12 protein-coding genes are annotated in these 18,902 nt (G+C 32.5%); 9 read left to right on the forward strand and 3 right to left on the reverse strand.

The features are described from left to right. Nucleotides 1-201: 201 nt before the first annotated feature. Nucleotides 202-522: a hypothetical protein gene (locus MXE27_RS07780; protein ID WP_248611854.1), complete on the reverse strand. Its 321-nt coding sequence runs from the start codon at nucleotides 520-522 to the stop codon at nucleotides 202-204. Nucleotides 523-1,563: 1,041 nt separating this feature from the next. Between MXE27_RS07780 and MXE27_RS07785 the strand changes: the two genes are divergently transcribed. From MXE27_RS07785 to MXE27_RS07825, 9 genes are all read left to right on the forward strand, one after another. Further along, nucleotides 1,564-2,046: a DUF488 domain-containing protein gene (locus MXE27_RS07785; protein WP_248611855.1), complete on the forward strand. Its 483-nt coding sequence runs from the start codon at nucleotides 1,564-1,566 to the stop codon at nucleotides 2,044-2,046. Between the two features lie 163 nt (nucleotides 2,047-2,209). After that, nucleotides 2,210-3,118 carry a succinylglutamate desuccinylase/aspartoacylase domain-containing protein gene (locus MXE27_RS07790; protein WP_248611856.1) on the forward strand — a complete coding sequence of 303 codons (909 nt, stop codon included), beginning with the start codon at nucleotides 2,210-2,212 and terminating at the stop codon, nucleotides 3,116-3,118. Nucleotides 3,119-3,345: 227 nt separating this feature from the next. After that, nucleotides 3,346-4,632, forward strand: coding sequence for a sensor histidine kinase (locus MXE27_RS07795; RefSeq protein ID WP_248611857.1), 1,287 nt, complete (start codon nucleotides 3,346-3,348; stop codon nucleotides 4,630-4,632). 166 nt (nucleotides 4,633-4,798) lie between these two features. Further along, nucleotides 4,799-7,600 (forward strand): DEAD/DEAH box helicase, encoded by a 2,802-nt coding sequence (locus tag MXE27_RS07800; RefSeq protein ID WP_248611858.1) that lies wholly within the window; start codon nucleotides 4,799-4,801, stop codon nucleotides 7,598-7,600. 121 nt (nucleotides 7,601-7,721) lie between these two features. After that, nucleotides 7,722-8,699 (forward strand): ribonuclease H-like domain-containing protein, encoded by a 978-nt coding sequence (locus tag MXE27_RS07805; protein WP_248611859.1) that lies wholly within the window; start codon nucleotides 7,722-7,724, stop codon nucleotides 8,697-8,699. 180 nt (nucleotides 8,700-8,879) lie between these two features. Beyond that, nucleotides 8,880-9,200 (forward strand): hypothetical protein, encoded by a 321-nt coding sequence (locus MXE27_RS07810; RefSeq protein WP_248611860.1) that lies wholly within the window; start codon nucleotides 8,880-8,882, stop codon nucleotides 9,198-9,200. Next, the gene (locus MXE27_RS07815) at nucleotides 9,197-9,529 is read left to right on the forward strand and encodes a hypothetical protein (protein ID WP_248611861.1); all 333 of its coding nucleotides are present in this window, start codon (nucleotides 9,197-9,199) and stop codon (nucleotides 9,527-9,529) included. The genes MXE27_RS07810 and MXE27_RS07815 overlap by 4 nt, the downstream gene beginning before the upstream one ends. A gap of 140 nt (nucleotides 9,530-9,669) precedes the next feature. Further along, a complete protein-coding gene (locus tag MXE27_RS07820; protein ID WP_248611862.1) occupies nucleotides 9,670-10,224 on the forward strand; it encodes a manganese efflux pump MntP in 555 nt (184 codons plus the stop codon). A gap of 274 nt (nucleotides 10,225-10,498) precedes the next feature. After that, nucleotides 10,499-15,520, forward strand: coding sequence for a DUF3320 domain-containing protein (locus MXE27_RS07825; protein ID WP_248611863.1), 5,022 nt, complete (start codon nucleotides 10,499-10,501; stop codon nucleotides 15,518-15,520). 30 nt (nucleotides 15,521-15,550) lie between these two features. Here the strand turns inward: MXE27_RS07825 and MXE27_RS07830 are convergent, their stop codons facing one another. Further along, nucleotides 15,551-18,094, reverse strand: coding sequence for a DEAD/DEAH box helicase (locus tag MXE27_RS07830; RefSeq protein ID WP_248611864.1), 2,544 nt, complete (start codon nucleotides 18,092-18,094; stop codon nucleotides 15,551-15,553). A gap of 1 nt (nucleotide 18,095) precedes the next feature. Beyond that, on the reverse strand, nucleotides 18,096-18,815 hold the full coding sequence (locus MXE27_RS07835) for a phospholipase D-like domain-containing protein (protein WP_248611865.1): 720 nt from the start codon (nucleotides 18,813-18,815) through the stop codon (nucleotides 18,096-18,098). Nucleotides 18,816-18,902 lie beyond the last annotated feature (87 nt).

Raw genomic sequence — 18,902 nt, forward strand, 5'->3', positions numbered from 1 at the left:
TTTAGACAATGGCTATCTTTTCAAAAAGCTATCTTAAAAAATTCTCATATCACTAGTGAAGTTGAAAAAGGAAAATAGCTAAACTTTAGAACAAGAATTTAAATTTCTGAAGTTAAATGTATTTTATTTATTTTTGAATGGTTTTAGTTCATAAATGATTCAATTAATATGATTGAAAATTACACTATTTTTACTAATAATCTAAACGCTCCGGTACTCCACTTTATAATCTTTCCAGGGGTTTTTCCCATTTTTTGATGGCTGCGTCCCATTGTAAGTGACCCTAACCTCATGGCCAAATGGTACTTTCTCCATCAAGTTGTCTAGTACAGTAGACCCCCATAACTTTACTTCGCCTTTTTCTCCCTTAAGGGTGTACATGTTGCTCTTGTACTGGCCCACATTTTCTTCCATATCAATATAAATGCCCTGAATTGATTCTCCCATGGCGCTGGGACTCCAAATAGTGGCTTGTTCTTTCTTTTCTTCTTCGTCTTTCTTTACTTCTACCCATTCGCTCATAATACCACGTTATTTAATTAATAGTCTAAAACCTATTTTTTATATATTTTTTGCAGAGTATTTAACAATTATCTTAGATATTTGGCTGATGTTTTGTATTAATTTGATTATTTTTTAGACTCTTAAATGTTCTTTTTATTAAAATTTATAAATTAATATATTCTCTTGTTTTTACAGTTGTTTAATCAAAAAAGGTTATATTACATATCGTATCATTCGCTGCATTATTAACCTAAACTAACCATTTATTAAAAAAAGCACTATTTTTTCACTTAAAAATTGAATAAGAAAATTTGAATAATATTTTATTTAAAAATCTAAGATGTATATTGTATTAATTGATTTTTATTTGCATCATGTATACAGTAGATTGTTCCATGGAAGACTTTTGCAAACTCCAGAATAATGCATTTAAAGTTTTATATGATCCCCTCCATATATTGCGCAGTTTATTATGGATTGGTCAATGTTAAGATTATGGGAGTTTTTAAACACTTGGTTTAGGCTATAAATAAAAACAAATGTCTTAATTTTATATCTTTTTGATATTTTATTAAATTGCTAAATATTTAAGATATGAATAATAAATTATTCTACCTTAATGTTGAGTGAAATAGAAAAAGAACTTGCTTAAATTATAATTAATGTTAAAAAAAATGAATACGTTGTTGATTCTCAATTAATTGGTATAAACTTTCCAGAAGAAGATGAAATTCTAATATTAATGAATTGAAAAAAGAAAAAAATTCTTTAGTTGAATGAAATATAAGATCTTTCTGGATAAAAAATTCCAAACCAACTGGAAAAAATGGATAAAAATTATTTTAAATTGATTGAGAATAGTTTAATTGAACTCAAAAATGGTTTTAACTCTATTTTAGATATTAAAAAATTGAAATGATATAAAAATTAGTATAGATTGAGAGTCAGAGACTATAAAATAATTCTGAGCTTTAAAAAGATAGAATTGGCATGGTTTTATATTAATACCTCGTAAATCTGTTTATAAATATAATATTTTTTAATTTTTGGAGATATTAAATGTCAGATTCCACTATTTTCACCATAGGTCATAGCAACCACTTAATGCCTGATTTTATAAAAATATTGAATGATAATTATATAGATACACTTATTGATATCCGTTCTTCACCTTACAGCAAGCATGTCCCTCAATTTAATAAAAAACAACTCCAAGAATCCATGGAAAATGTGTCCATTGAATATATATTTCTTGGCCCCAATATAGGGGGAAAACCCCGCGACGCCAAATATTACAAAGATGGTAAAGTAAATTATCAGATTCTCTCCAGAACATTAAAATTTAAGGATGGAATTCGTGAATTAACCATTCTTTCTAAAGACCATAAAATTGTCCTCATGTGTAGTGAAGAAAACCCCTATAATTGCCATCGTCACCATCTTATTGGCCAAAATTTACTTAAAAAAGGATTCAAAGTAACCCATATCCGTAAAAATGGGGTCCTGGAACCGGTTAAAGATTTTCAAAATACGCTTTTTTAAATAATAATCAGTGAAGAATTTGGAATCACTGATAATAAAATTCATCATTCTTTTATTTTTATAAATATAATTTATATAACTGGCTAGACAGAATAACAGTATAAATATTACCGGGGGGTAAAATCTGAAATCGGAATATATTTCTAAAATTTTGATATTATCTATGATTTTTGTTTTTTTTATTGCTATTGCAGGTACTGTAACAGCAGCAGATACTCAAAATAGTAATGCAGAGATTACTAAAGTAAAGGATACATCAACTGTAAGCTCTATTTCTAATAACACTACAAAATCTTCTTCAGTAACCACCAATGGTTCGGCAAAGAAGAATTACACAATTAAAATAATCAACCGGAAAACCGGTGGAAATGTTTTAAAAAACTGGCGCATTAAAAAGAATATTCCTAACAGTGCAATCTGCAGAGAAGTAGTGGAAGCAGCTAAAAAAGGAACACCTATGGTTATATTTGGGAATGGTAAAGGCCCCAGAGTTATGATGGTTGCTGGAATACATCCCAATGAACTCCCGACACAAATTGCTGCCATGAAACTGATCAATGTCCTTAATGGTAAGACAATAAAAGGTACAATCTATATTATACCCTTTGTAGCACCATCTTCCACAGCCAAGAATATCAGACGATTCAATGGAAGGAATTTAAATCATATTTCTTATGTAAAAGGCTCTCCATCTAATATAGTGGTCAGAATGGCAAAAAAATATAATGTGAAATACTTGGGAGATTTCCACTGTACCAATACCTACGATGCATATCCACTGGGACAAAACGTTATTTTAACTCACCCGGGAGGATCTAAACTAGCAAGATATATTGGTAAATATGCCCGGTCACCGGTGCACAGTGTAATGCAGTATCGAGGACTCTTAACTACTGTGACCACCAGAAACGGTATCAGGTCTGTTATATGTGAAACCAAATCAACTGATGGGACCATATTCCCCGGCAGTATAAATGCATCAATAAGACACATGAAAGGATTCTTAAAGTTCTTTAAAAGATTCTTCAATCTCAAAATACATGGTTTCAACTTTAATGGTATAAACTACTAGTAAAATAGGGGTTAATTTTACCCTAAATCTTCTTTTTTTATTTAATTAAATTATTCGGTTATTAAATCTTTTTTCAATGGTTTGGAAAATAATACAATTTCTAAATTTTTAACTAACTATTTTTAATATTAATTTTAAAGAGTAATACTTAGTAAAACTATTAATATTCATAAATTAATAAAATTAAAATATTAATTAATCAATAGATTATTTTGACGCGTGATTAAATGGATAACATTTCAAAGGAAAAACTTCTAGATGACCTTAAACATTCTAAAAGGATTATAAAAAAACTAGAAGCAGCTATAAAATATGATGAAGAGCGGAACCAGATGCTGTTGGAAAATGAACGCTTACTTTCCAGGAGTGCCATTGAACTGGTTGATATTCCTTTTGAAGATGATATCTATGAATTCGCTGCTTTAAAATTAGAAAAACTTTTTCCAGAATCTATAATACTGGTAACATCTTGTGATGAGAAATTAAATAAATTTGGTGTAGCCAGTCTAAAGGGTGTAGATCAAAAAATAATAAATGTATTGGGCCGTTTTATAGGGGAAGATTTCCTGGATATTAAGGCCAGTTATACTGATTTTGATGAAATCTTGCAAAAATGCCTGATCAACCGACGATTTAAAGAACTCAACCGAGGACTGTACTCGGCAACAGGCCAGGTATTCTCTCAAAGAGTCTGTCAGCTAGTTGAAAAGATGATTGGGATAAAAAAGAGTTATGGCATGGGATTATTATGGGATGATACTTTATACGGTGCAGTTGCTATTTTTTCACGCGGCGAAGAAGTTATGGATAAAAAAGATATTGTGGAAACGCTGGTCAGTATGGTTTCGGTTGCTTTACAGAAAAGACAGGCAGATATTGAAATCAAGAGGACATTAGAAGATAAAGAGATTCTAATGAAAGAAATCCACCACCGGGCCAAGAACAACCTCTCTGTGATTTCCAGCCTATTAAACTTACAATCTGTATATGTAACTGATCAAAATGCCTTAAAAATACTTAAAGAAAGTGATGACCGGGCAAAATGTATGGCACTGATACATGAAGGATTATACAGTTCAAATAATCTCAAAAGCATAAACTTTGGAGAATATCTACGGACACTAACTTTAAATCTATTCAGATCATATACGGATAATTCTCAAAGAATAAAACTCAATTTAGATGTTGAAAATATTATGCTGGATGTAAATACTGCAGTACCTTTAGGACTAATGGTTAATGAACTGGTCACTAATTCCTTGAAATATGCCTTTGGAGATTTATCTAAAGGAGAGGTAAACATAGCTTTTAAAAAAATGGATAATGAATTCATCCTCAATATCTCAGACAATGGTTCGGGATTTCCAGATGATCTTGATTTCCGTAATACTCATTCATTGGGCCTTCAAATTGTTAACCGTTTAACTGATCAAATTAGTGGACAAATACAAATGCATAATTCTAAAGGGACAGCATTTGAGATAAAATTTAAAGAATTGAATTATTCTAAATAATTTTTTATTAATGTTTCTATTTTTATAAATTAAATATTATTCTAGATGTTTTTGTGTGTAGTTAAATAAGATTAATTAATAAAACAACATTTATTAAGTGCATAATCACATTAGATATATTGAAAAAACTTTTTAATCTTATTAAGGACATAATTTAGTGACAGAAATGGTCAACAAGCTTTTAAATAAAATCAAAAGAGACATCCGCTTCCGTGATAAGATAGAGCATATAGAAACTATCCCTTTAAAAGAAGCAGAATACGGTGTGGTGGAAGACTTACCCGGGAACATCCGGGAATATCTTGAAGAAAATAATATAAAATTATACCAGCACCAGGCCCAATCATTTAAACACGTGAGGGGTGGTGAAAATGTATTAATCACAACTCCTACGGCTTCAGGTAAGACTATGGCATTTAACATGCCTATTATGGAACAGCTTACTCTGGATGATGAGGCAACTGCACTTTATATTTACCCTGCTAAAGCACTGGCCAATGACCAGCAACAGGTCATTAAAAGTCTGGAAAAAGATTTAAAAATTGATATTAAGCCTAATATTTATGATGGAGACACTCCTAAAGAGGAAAGGCCCTGGATTAAAAAGAACTCCCGTCTAATTTTAACCAACCCCTATGAACTGCACCTCATACTCTACTGGCATCACCAGTGGGAGAAATTTTACCGTAACCTTAAATTCATTGTCATTGATGAGGCACACCAGTACAGGGGAGTTTTTGGATCGAATGTAGCATTTTTAATACGCAGACTCCGCCGGATATGTAAACATTATGGATCGAATCCTCAATTCATCTTATCGTCAGCTACACTGGCTAATCATGAGGAGTTCTCTCGAAAATTGGTGGGTAAATCATTCCAATTAATCTCACGCGATACTTCTCCTCGAGGAGAGAAGCACTTCATACTATACAATCCCTACAAAAAGAAAACAGATCTATCTGTTCACCAGGAAACCAGCAATTTATTTTTATACTTCATTTTACACGATTTACAGACTTTATGTTTCACTGTTTCCCGGAAAATGGCTGAGCTTATTGCTATGTGGTCCAAGAAGGAGATTGACCAACGTAAGCCCAGATTAACTGAGAAAATAACTGCTTACAGGGCAGGTTATTTAGCAGAAGAGCGCCGGAAAATCGAGGAAAGGCTGAGATCAGGAGACCTCATAGGAGTTACTACTACCAATGCCCTGGAACTGGGAATAAATATAGGATCGCTGGATGCAGTGATTATATCTGGTTATCCCGGGACTATGATTTCAACTTGGCAGCAGGCAGGTCGCTCTGGTAGAAAACACAATGACTCTTTAGTGGTATTAGTTGCATTCCAAAATGCCCTGGACCAGTACTTCATGAACAATCCCCACTTCTTCTTTGATAAAGCCCATGAAAATGCTATAATTGATCTTCAAAACCAGCACATCATCCACGCCCACTTGCAGTGTGCCGTTAATGAACTCCCACTTACCCGAGAAGAATTAAATGAATACTTTGATGTGGATGAAAGTTACCTTCAGGATTTAATAAATGATGGAGTTATCCGAAAAACTCCACACAACTGGATATATATTGCCAATGATAGCCCGGCATTTAAACACGGACTGGACCAGATATCCAGTGATACATTTAAGGTTATGCACTCCGGTAAATTATTGGAGCGAATGGAACGATCACATGCTTACCGTGAAGCACACGAAGGAGCGGTTCTGATAAATCAGGGCGAAACATATACTGTAGAAAGTTTTGATAACCGTAAGAAATTTATTAATGTGGCCAAGCGTACTGTTGATTACCATACTCAGGTATTGAAGGACGTGGATATTAAGATAATGGAAAAAGTTTACAGGCGAGATATCGGTGCTTTAACAGTTAACTTCGGAGAATTAGAAGTTTCTGAAGATTTTTATAAATACAAACTCATGAACTACCGTAAAGTATTAGGAACTTATCCTCTGGACTTACCTGCACTTAAATTTTCCACCAAGGGGATGTGGTTTACTTTACCATCTTCTCTAAAAGATATCCTGGAAGATAAATTCAATGGAGATGATATCTTTCCAGGGGGATTGCATGGGACAGAACATGCACTGATTGCTCTTTTTCCACTGCATGTTATGTGTGACCGAATGGATATCGGTGGACTGTCCACACCATATCATCCAGATACACAGGAACCAACCATATTTATCTATGATGCCTATGAGGGTGGAATTGGCTTAGCAGAGAAAGCTGTTGAAGTTTTTGAAGAACTTGTCAAATCCACCCGAGATATGGTTTATAACTGCCAGTGCAAGGAAGGATGCCCCTCATGTATTTATTCACCAAAATGTGGTAACGAAAACCGGCCACTGCATAAAGATGCAACCAGTCACATCTTGAAAAAAATGATCCATGCCATGGAGTCTGGAAAAGTGGATGAAGTTGTTGTGGATTATTTAACTAAATCTTCTGCGTCTTTTAAAAAATCATCGATGGGTAGTGAAAGTTATGTTGAGTACAATTCCTTTGATAAATTAAAGCAGCGATCCATGGAATTATATCATGAAGAGAACTTTGAGGATGCCCTTTCATTTATTGACAAGGCTCTGGAAATTAAAGCAGCAGATGTGGAACTTTTGAAGTACAAGAGCTTAACCTTGCAAAAACTTGGAAATCAACAAATGGCCCTGGAATATATTAATCAGGCATTTTCAATAAAGCCCAAAGACAAAGAGATCATTTTTCTTTTATCTACTGCCCAGTACCACTGTGGCGAATATATGGAAGCTAAACATAATTTATCAGATATTTTAACAATTGATCCAAAATTTGATAATGCATGGTATTTACTGGGATTGATTTTACAGGCGCAGGGTGATGTCTCTGGAGCCATACAATTTTTCAGCAGGGTTTTAAGTATAAACCCAGATCATGAAGATGCTTCTGAAAGTCTGAGGAAGTTACTCTAATTAATTTGAATTATTTGATTTAAAGTAAGCTCTTAGGAAATGACTATTAAATAAAATAAACAATAAATACTTCCTCAACTTAAATTAAAATAGATTGATTAAATTATTTATATTGATTATTATGACTTCTCTTAAAAACCAGAAACACGAAGAATATCTGTGCCAGTCATTAGATCCTCTGGAAAATCTGAAAAACAGGTTATTATTAAAATATGAGGATAAATCTCTGGAAGATTTAGGTGCGAAACCTATGGAAACCAGTCAAGGAGAGGTACTGACTATTAAAAATAGTCAAAAGATTAATTTTAAATTGAAATCCCAATTAAAGATTAAAAAATCCCTGACCTCAGATTTTAAACTTTTACCTGGTATTGGGGAGGTCACTGAAAAAAGATTAAAAGAACAGGGATATCACAACATGGAATCCCTGCAGGAACACCCTAAATTTAGTGAGAGGGCTTCCATATTCCTGGAGAAACTAGAATCTGAATCGTGTAGTGAAATGAGCAGCCTGGTTAAAAAAAGATACCCATCTTCCCATCAAAGAGTACTTGATTGTGCAGGTTTTGCTGAAAAAGAACACTTTATTTTTTTGGATATTGAAACACTGGGGCTATCGGGCCAACCAGTAATATTAATGGGTGAGGCCAGTATAGAAAATAATGAAATTGAAGTCAGACAATATATACTAAAAAATTTAGGCGACGAACCTGCTGTACTATCTGGATTTACAGATAGAATAACTGAAAACACCTCTTTCGTATCATTCAATGGAGTAACCTTTGATTTGCCTTATATAAAAAATCGTTTAAGATATTTTAGACTTGAATATGATTTGGATAGACCTCACTTTGATCTTTTACATTACTCCCGCAGATTCTGGAGAAATAAACTTCCCAACTGTAAATTAACCACTATTGAACGACACTTATTTGATATTGAAAGGGTGGATGATGTTCCTGGAAGCCATATACCGGGATACTATTCCACATATTTAAAAGAAGACAATATTGGCCCTATGGTTCCCATTATTGAACACAATCGCCTGGATATTGTTACTCTGGCTTTAATTTTAGCTCAGATGCATGATGAGATTTAATTAAAATGATGTCCTTTCTATACTATTTAGGCTCTTTTTAATAGATAATTATTTAGGATTATAACTTATTTCATGAAAGTGTATTGGTAGTTAATATTCCATAAATAATTAATAAGATTAAGCCTATAAATACAAATGTAATTATTATGAAACTTATTAGTTTAAACTGGGCTGAATGATATGGAAATCAATGTTCTCTTTTTACAAAGAGTAATTGGGTTAATTTTGGCTGGTTTATTGTTTTATTCAGCCATAAAATTAATAAATGTTTTAAAAACTAAAGAAACTGCTTTATCTATGATTTTTTTACATAAAAAAAGAGTTAAATCTCTTTTCGCCCTACTTGTTTTTGCTTCTCTTTTCACATTTTTAACGGGACTATTGTATATAATGGATATAAATGTTCTATTCGTTGAAACCGCTTTAGGCATTAATGTTTTTATCCTTTTTGTCTTCACTTATTTATTACAGAAACTAATGAAAGGAGATGAAAATCAATGATGCTCATTGTTTCAGGATTGGTTTTCATTTTAACCATCTTAACCATGCATTTTTCACTTAAAATGTATTTAATAGTTTCAAAATATAAAGAAGCCGCCCTGGGATTAATATTCACCCACCTAAAAGAAAGCGTATTATATTTTAAAATCTATGCTGTGTCCATATCTATTTTAGCTATAAGTAGGTTTTTAGATGTGATCAACATATATAACTTATTTTCTATAGCAGATATTGCAACTGCTATGGTTCTTTTAAGTGATTTTTTATTAGTAATAGTGTTTTACAAGCTATCTAAAATTATGGATCTGGAAGAAGAAGCAGAAACCTAATGTGTTGCATCAATTTTGAATTTAAAGCTTATTTTAAATTGTATAATAAGTAAGTATTTTTAGAAGATTTTATAAGTCAAAATATTACACTTAATATGTTAATTTAAATAATCATTAATTATATTATTTGAGAGTTTGATATGGATTTTATTTCAATAATATTTCTAGCATTTGGACTGGCTATGGATGCATTCAGCGTATCTATAACACGAGGATTAAGCCTTAAATGTAATATTAAATATGCACTAATAATTGCTTTATCATTTGGAGTATTTCAGGCATTAATGCCTATTTTAGGATGGTTTTCGGGGATGCATCTCCAAAGTATTGTTTCTACTTTAGCACCGTGGATTGCCTTTCTACTACTTCTAGGTATTGGTCTTAAAATGATATATGAAAGTTTTAGCACTGGTGGTGATGACACTTGCCAAATATTTTCCATTAGAGAGCTCTTGATTCTATCCATTGCAACAAGTATTGATGCCTTTGCGGTGGGTGTGACTTTCGCTATATTAAACACATCAATTATAACTCCTATCATCATAATTGGAATTATAACATTCATTCTATCTTTAATTGGTGTTTATATTGGTAAAAATATTGGTCATCTTTTTGAAAATAAGATTGAAATTCTCGGTGGCTTGATTTTAATAGCCATAGGTTTTAAGATACTATTAGAAAATATACGGTTTTAATGGAAATAAATTTTTTAAAATAAGTTAATTAGAGTAATTGTACGATTTTTGTTTTTATTTTTATCCTAAATAAGAAATCTATTTAAAATAGATATTACAATTATAAAATCAAACAGTGAGAACCACTTATAATAATATTATATAATTATATTAAAATTTTTAAAAAAACTGTATATCCTCCTTAAAGTTTTTAAAGAAATAGGTTCTAAAATTATATAAATAAGTTTTATAATTAATAGATTTGCATTAAAGTGATTTTAATTGAGGAATGTATATGGGGCGCTCGACCAACGATATCGTGAATAGTGAATTTAAAAGTTTAAGAAGAAAACTCCTTGATTTAAGTATGCGAAACCAGCTTTTGAATTTTCGTCCGAGATCAAGAACTATAGAAGTTATAAATGACGAAGCATCCCACATCTATGATTTTTTGGTCCTTAAAGAAAAAAAGATGCAGTTTCTGCCCCAAAAAGAAGAAAAAAAGCTGGATGAAGAAATTAAAGATGTTGAAGAGGATGATCTTACAAAAGAATCTCCTGAATCAGAACTATGGGAATTCCCTGCAGTAGAAGAAGAAGAGATAGAAGAACAGAAAAGCAGATTTTTAGAGACTTCACTGACACCATCTGAACTCCAGAGAAGACTCTTTTATATAAATCAAAGAGCACGTACTATGTTACAGGAACAGGGTTATAATATCCTGTACTTAGCCATAGGGTTTTTAGAGTGGAATGTTCCTCATGAAGCAGATATAAGAAAAGCCCCCCTAATTTTAATCCCGGTTATACTAGAGAGAAGAAAGGTCGGTATGTCTTTTTCCATTCATTGGGACGGCAATGAGATGCTGACTAATATATCCCTGCAGGCTAAATTAAAGGAAGAAGATGTTCTTTTGCCGGAATTTCAAATGCCTAAAACAGAGGAAGGTATTAAAAAGTACTTGAAGGAAGTTTCCAAAGCTGTTAAATCACAGAAAGACTGGAAGGTTCACGATGAAGTACAGCTCGGATTTTTCTCATTCACCAAATTTGTAATGTACCGGGACCTTGATCCAACATCATATAAAGATGGTATTGATATAACTGAAAAACCATTGATTCAATCTATTTTTAACCCGGACCTGGAAAAGGAAAGGCCTTATTTTAAAGAGAGTGATGTGGATACAAATCTCAACTATAAAGACCTTTACCATGTAATGGATGCTGATTCTTCTCAAATTGCAGCTATTGAAGATGTTAAAGCCAGATCTAATCTGGTGGTGGAAGGACCTCCAGGTACTGGAAAGTCACAGACTATTGTAAATCTTATTGGTGAATTGATGGCTGCAGGTAAAACTGTTTTATTTGTCAGTGAGAAAATGGCCGCATTAGAAGTAGTTAAAAACCGTTTAGATAATGTGGGGCTGGGTAAGTTCTGCCTTGAACTTCACTCACACAAGGCACGTAAAAAAGATGTGCTGCAGGAACTTGAAAACACATTAAAATGTGATTATGAAGATCCAGTGGATATTGATCGCCAATTAAATCGTTTAGAAACTTTAAGGAGACAATTAAATGATTACAACCAAGCCCTACATCAACCACTATATAAGATACGATTATCTCCGTTTCAACTATTTGGTATGAGGGAAAATTCTGAAAAACACTTCGAAACATTACCTCTGGTGAGGATACCTTCCCCTGAGACTATAACTCCAGATCAATGGGAAGAGTCTATAATTGAACTGGAAAACCTGGCTAAATTATCACAATTACTTCCAGATTTAGCCGAAAACCCCTGGTCAGGTACGGACCCGGGTATGATTCTTCCACCAACTATGAGGGAGGTTGAATCTTTAATAAGTGATACTCTAGAGAATTTAGATTCATTTAGACATTCAAGTAAAAATCTGGAGGAAACTTATGGCATTAAACCCTCACGAAACTTCCACGAATTTGAAGAAGCTATCCTGGCTGCTCAGATTATCGCTGAGTCCCGACCAATGGACCTCGAAGTTTTAAATTCTAATATATGGGATCAGCACCAAAGCGACGCATTTTTATTGCTGGATAAGTTGGAAAAATATCAGGATAATATCAAAATCTTGGAGAATTTTCATGATTCGGCCTGTGAAAAAGACCTGGACAAAATTTTAAGAGAATACATGGAACAGTCCTCCAGTAAAATCAAGTTTTTAAGTGGGAAATACCGGAAAGTGAAAAATGAGATAGATTCATTATACCTGGAAAATACACCACAAAACGATTACGAAATTATTCAGGATTTAGAATCATTAAAGGATTTTTTGAATCTTAAAAGAGAACTGGAAAGTTATAGTGATCTAGCACGAGAATTCTTTGGATCCCTGTGGAATCTAGAAAACCCCCCAGTTAAAGATTTAAGGGCTACTGCATACTGGATTGTGCAGTTTAGACAACTGGTTCAAGACAATGTTATCACTGAAAAAACCATCCAAATGGTGTCAAAGGGTATAAATAAAGAAGATATTATTCAAAATAGGAATATTGTACTGGAAGAAAGTGATAAATTTGCAAAATCGCTAGAATCATTAAAATCACGTCTAAATACTCACAGTCACATCCTTTTTAACAAGGAACCAGAAGAGGTTAACTTCAGCCAGTGGAAAACTCAATTAAAATCCTGGCAGGACCACTTAAGCATACTACCTTTATGGTCACAATATCTGGAGAAAAAACGATTGTGTATGAAAACCAAGGCTTCTGCATTTATACCCTCTGTTGAAGCTGGAGCAATCAAATTGGAAGATGTTAAAAATGTTATGGAAGGAAATCTGGCAGACAGTCTTTTAACCATGGCCTTTAAAGAAATATCAATATTATATACATTTATTGGGGATTTACACCAGGGTCGCATCAGTGAATTCAGAGACCTGGACTCTAAAATTATTGAACTCAACCGGAAACGACTTATTAATAAATTAAATTCTAATCTACCCCAGGTATTTGGTGGGGCGGCACCTAATTCACAGGCCAGCATATTGAGCGGTGAATTCACCCGTAAAAGAGGGCATCTGCCTCTTAGAAAACTTTTAGCAAAAACAGGGGGTTTAATAAAGCAGATCAAGCCCTGTTTTATGATGAGTCCTCTTTCCATTGCACAGTATTTAGATCCAACTAATTCTAGATTACAATTTGATGTGGTTATTTTTGATGAAGCATCTCAAGTAAAACCTGAAGATGCATTAGGGGCATTCTTGAGGGGAAAAACTGCCGTGGTTATGGGAGATACTAACCAGTTACCACCCACCTCATTTTTTGATCAGATGATTTATTCTGAAGAAGAAACTGAGGATGTGGCCAAAGCAGCAGACATGGAAAGTATACTCCATCTCTGTAAACGTAGTTTCCCAGTAAAAATGCTAAGATGGCATTACCGTAGCCGTCACGAATCACTTATAGCTGTTTCCAATCAGGAATTTTATGATAACCATCTCCTGATTTATCCATCACCCTGCCATGAGAGTCATGAACTGGGTTTAAAATTAGAATACCTGCCGGAAACAGTATATGAACGGGGAAAAACTAGATCAAATCCTCAAGAAGCTAAAGCCGTAGTTCAAGCAATATTTGCTCATTATAACGAATATGGTGGCAGTAAGAGTTTAGGTGTAGGGACATTTTCTGTGGCACAGATGAATGCCATTCTAGAAGAACTGGAGTTAATGCGTAAAGAACATCCTCAAATGGAGAAATATTTCCAGGAGACCAATGACGAACACTTCTTTGTAAAGAATCTAGAAACCATCCAGGGTGATGAAAGAGACGTAATTTTAATTAGTATTGGGTATGGCTTTGATGAACAGCATAAAATCTCCTTAAATTTTGGTCCCTTAAATCAGGAAGGCGGCGAAAGGCGTTTGAATGTGCTTATTACCCGGGCAAGAGAAAAATGTATTGTCTTTTCAAATTTCAAAGCAATGGATTTACATGTCAATAATGGGACTCCGTTTGGTGTTAAAGCACTGAAAACATTCTTGCAATATGCTGAAACTGGAAACCTGGGTTATGGTGATGACCGGCATGAAAAAATCCAGGGCTCATTTGAAGATTCTGTATATGAATTCCTTATGGAAAATGATATAGAAGTGGAAAGAGAAGTTGGATGTGCTGGTTTTAGAGTGGACCTGGCTATTATGGATTCTCAAAATTATGGCAGATACCTGGCAGGTATTGAATGTGATGGTGCGATGTACCACAGTTCACTTGTTGCTCGTGACAGGGATCGTCTTAGAGAACAAATCCTTGAAGGTTTGGGCTGGAAAATAATCCACGTCTGGTCCACTGATTGGTACAGGAATAGGGAAGAAACCAAGAAAAAACTCTTAAGAGCCATAGAAAAACTGCAAAACGACGTCACCAACAAAGCCATGGAAATGGAGCTAACAGATGATATCAGGGAACAGTTAGAAATCAAAGTGGATATCTCGGGGGCAATTGTTGAAAAAAATGAAACTGGGGGGATAGTAGTTGGTGAAGAGAATGAATCACGTCAATTAACAGTAACTGAAGAATTAGAAATTGAAGAAAATGAGGATTTAACCTATTCTGAGATAGAAAATTTAGAAGATAATAATATCATTGAATTAGAATCAGAAGTTGATATAATTGATGAAAGTGATTTAAAAATTTCTGATAATGTGGGGGAATCTTCAGAATATGAAAATGTTGAAGATACTCCATATAATGATGAAACATATGTCCCTAAATCACCCAAACCTTCCAAACCACGATTGGAAGATAAGCTACTCCCATATCAGATGTATGAATTAAGCACTTTGAAGAGTTCAGATGATTTATATAAAAGCCCCACACCTGTAATCTCAACTGTGGTGAGTGAAATCGTATCTATTGAAGGCCCTATTCATTTTGATGAAGTGGTGAAGCGGATCAGAGAAGGTTGTGGTCTTCGAAGGGCAGGAAATAAGGTTAAAAATATCATATCCAGTGCAGTGGAAATGGCAGAAAATAATGGGAACATCCGTCGTAGCGGGGATTTCTTACTGCTCAATGATACATCAGATATACCTGTAAGACAAAGGATATATAAACCTGATATAAGTATTATTTCTCCTGAAGAAATAGAAGCTGCAATTAGAATGGTGATTGGTTTTGAAAACGAAAGTGAAAAAAGGGATCTGGTGATACGTGCTTCCAGATTATTTGGATTTAAAACCACTAGTAAAAAAACCTTTGATCGCATTGATGAGGTTTTAAATGAAATGATCGATGAAGGAGAACTAAAAGAATTAGATGGTAAAATTGATCTAAATAAATAGATCAATTATTTCAATTATTTTTAATATGATTTATTTATTATCTTCGCTAAAATCCAAATCTAACAGTCTTAAATGTTCAATATTGCACATAATCACTGATTCTTTTCCCATACTTTGTATTAATCTTCTTAAAAGTTTACTACTTTGCAGGGTTTTAGTATTTCCTACAATTATCAATTTCCTCCGAGCACGAGTTATAGCCACATTCAGTTGATTTGGTTCTCCAATGAACCTTTTAACATATTTATTCATTGTGCCTATTTGGCTTTTGCAAAAGCTAAATATAATTATATCCTTCTCTCTGCCCTGAAATCTGTAGACAGTGTCTACCTCTACATTTTCTTTTAAAGTTTCCTTTATCTTTTCTTTTTGTCTCACAAATGGAGTGATAACACCTATATCTCCAGTTTCAATACCTTTTGAAAAAAGATAAGATACTAATTTGCTAATAATTAGTGCTTCTTTAGTATTTACACAGCCCTTCCCGACCCCATCTTCATAATATTCAATTTTTGAGGTATCAATAAGAGTTATTGCTTTGCCTGGGGAAATTATTTCACTGATATTTTCATCTATTGCACAGTCTATTAGTTGATTTTCCACTGAATGGTGAGTTTTTAATTGATTATTGTAAAAGAGATTACTAGCAATGCTAGCAATCTCTTTATTCATTCGATATTGAGTATCCAGCAGAGAATAAGAATCAGGGTATATCTTTATGAGTTTATTGAATATAGATTCTTTATATTTTTTACTCAACCCTTCCTCGGAAATAGGCTGTAGCTGACGATCATCTCCAACGAGAATAAACCTATCGCATTTTATTAATGGGATTAAAGCCATGTAACTTGCAACCTGGCTGGCTTCATCCATAATCATTACATCAAAGTGTTCATTATTCAATAGGAAACTTGCTGAAGATACTACAGTAGAAAAAACAAAATCGGATTGATTTATTATATCCTCATCTATTTGACTAATTAAGTTTTTCTTATCCATCTCTAAATTTTTTAAATAATCTTGAAGGTTATTAATCAAATTAGAAATATATCTTTTCTTTTTTAATTTTTTAGTAATTTCAAATTCTAAATTGGAAATTTCTCCTTGCATTAAAATTAACTTATTTTCTAGAGACTCTATATAGATTTGATAAGATTTTAATAAAAGTTCATCTTTTTCTTTTTTCAAGTGTTTATTGATCTCTTCTTTTTGTAATGAAATTTTCATTTGGCATTTATGGTATAATTGTAATTCGTAGTTTATAGCATCTTCATCTGGTTTCCCCTTATTTTCACCATAACATGAACTTAATTTTTCCTCAGATAAATCCTTTAAATCCCAATAATGGTTATATTTTTCAACCATTTTGTTATAATTTTCTTCTGTAATATTTAATTTTTCATGATATTTTTCATATCCATTTTTATCGAAAATAGACGAAATTTTTTTAACTAAACCCTTACCCTTTAGCTTTTTTAATTCCTCTTCAATTAAATAAAATGTATCTGTGTCTGGAAGATTACTTTCTAAGAATTCTACTTCATAAATTGATTTAGCAGCATCAACATACTTTTGTGATAATAGTTCTAATTTTCTAATTTCCGCTTTAATTTCCTGGAGCTTTAAACTGTCCTCAACTACCTTAGTTTTCACACTACTTTTCATTGATTCAAATTCATTGGTGGTGATTTGGATATTGGATAAAATTATATTGTACTGCTTTTTTTTATCCTCAAAAGGTTTTATTTCTTCATTAATCAATGAGAGTTCATGGGATAATTTATTTAATTCATTTTTTTTATATGAAACTTCACTTTCAATATCTTTCACTTCAATCCAATCTGAATGATATTTACGTTTTTCAAAAAGTGTGAATTTTATATTCTTCGGATTTATATCTTTTTTAGATCCTACTCTTAATATTTTATCGTCGTCCAACTGATTTAGTCCTTCTAAAATATTATCCACTGCAATATTAGTCCAGGCCGTGACCAGTACTTTTTGATTATTTTTAAAAAGTTGACCCATAATCTCTTTTATAACATGTGTTTTCCCAGTACCTGGTGGGCCGACAATTAAATGAAAATCCTGTGCATTGATTGCTTTTTCAACAGAAATCCTCTGACTTTCATTTAAATTGGGAGATAAATCATCTAAAATTAATCTGTCGTATGTGGGGTTATTTTTCCCCAATAAAAAATTCAATATTTTTTGGGATGAATTTTTTAAGTCATGGTTATCGATTTTATCCAGAGTTTTCTCCAATCTATTTAATATGATTCTTGCCACATCATCATCAATTTCAACATAATCTCCTAAAAAAAATTCATCTCCCGAATTAAGTTTTAAATCGGCTTCATAACCATTATAATCTAAAACCATAGCTATAGAGTCATTTATACTAATGCTTGATCCTTTATTTAGATATGGTGAATTGTTGAATTTTATTGTTACTTGATTATTATGGGTGGAGACTACTTTTGCCTTGAGTTTAGGAGCATTATTTTTTAATTTAATAAATTGACGGATATCTGAGGTAATGATTGAGAAGTCAGAATTTATTTTGTTTTCCATATTAATCAGAGACATAATTTGTAATCAATTCGGGGTTTAAGGGTTTGCTTTCTTTCCAAACCCCTTTAAAAAATTTAATTGAGTCTTCCACAATTTTTTTATCTTTAATCAACACCCCTGCCTCATAATTTATTCTTAAACCCCTTCCCGTCATATTTGCTGATGATATTATTGCTATTTTTGAGTCAATGAAAACCATTTTTGCATGTAAATTATTATTATATCTTATATCTGCACCAAACTTTTTTAAAACTCTTATTTTATCTATATCCGTAATTCCCGCTTCAATGTCTTCTTTTCTGAAATTGGTGATTACTTTAAAATTTATATTCTCTGGAAGTCCATCAAATTCTTCCATTAGATAGGTTATCCATGGAGAACAAACCAATACTTTTTTTTCTACCTTTGATAAATAGTTTTTAATTTCTCCATACACTGATCTAACTGATTGAGGGGAAGTCATTAAAAAATCGAATTTAGTTTCAGACTTCTCTATCTTTTCTTTTAGATTATTGTTCTCATTTTTAAGCTTTTTTATATCATTTAATAATTTATTCCGGTCAATATGTTCACTTTGAAGAGTTTTAAGAGCATTTTTCAATTCGTGATTTTGTTTTTCCAGAACTTCATTTTTAAAATTTATTACATCCATTTGATTCTGATCTGTTCGGTAATTTTTTATTTTTTCAATAAGTTCCAGATCTTCTTTGGAGATTTTCATTTTATCATCGTATTAAATATTTTATATGATTTTATGATAATTTAAGATATTTATTTTATAATTAAATATTTTTTGTTAAATGATAAT

Origin of the sequence: Methanobacterium alcaliphilum, from assembly GCF_023227715.1 — an archaeon.
GTDB classification, from domain to species: Archaea; Methanobacteriota; Methanobacteria; order Methanobacteriales; family Methanobacteriaceae; genus Methanobacterium_E; species Methanobacterium_E alcaliphilum.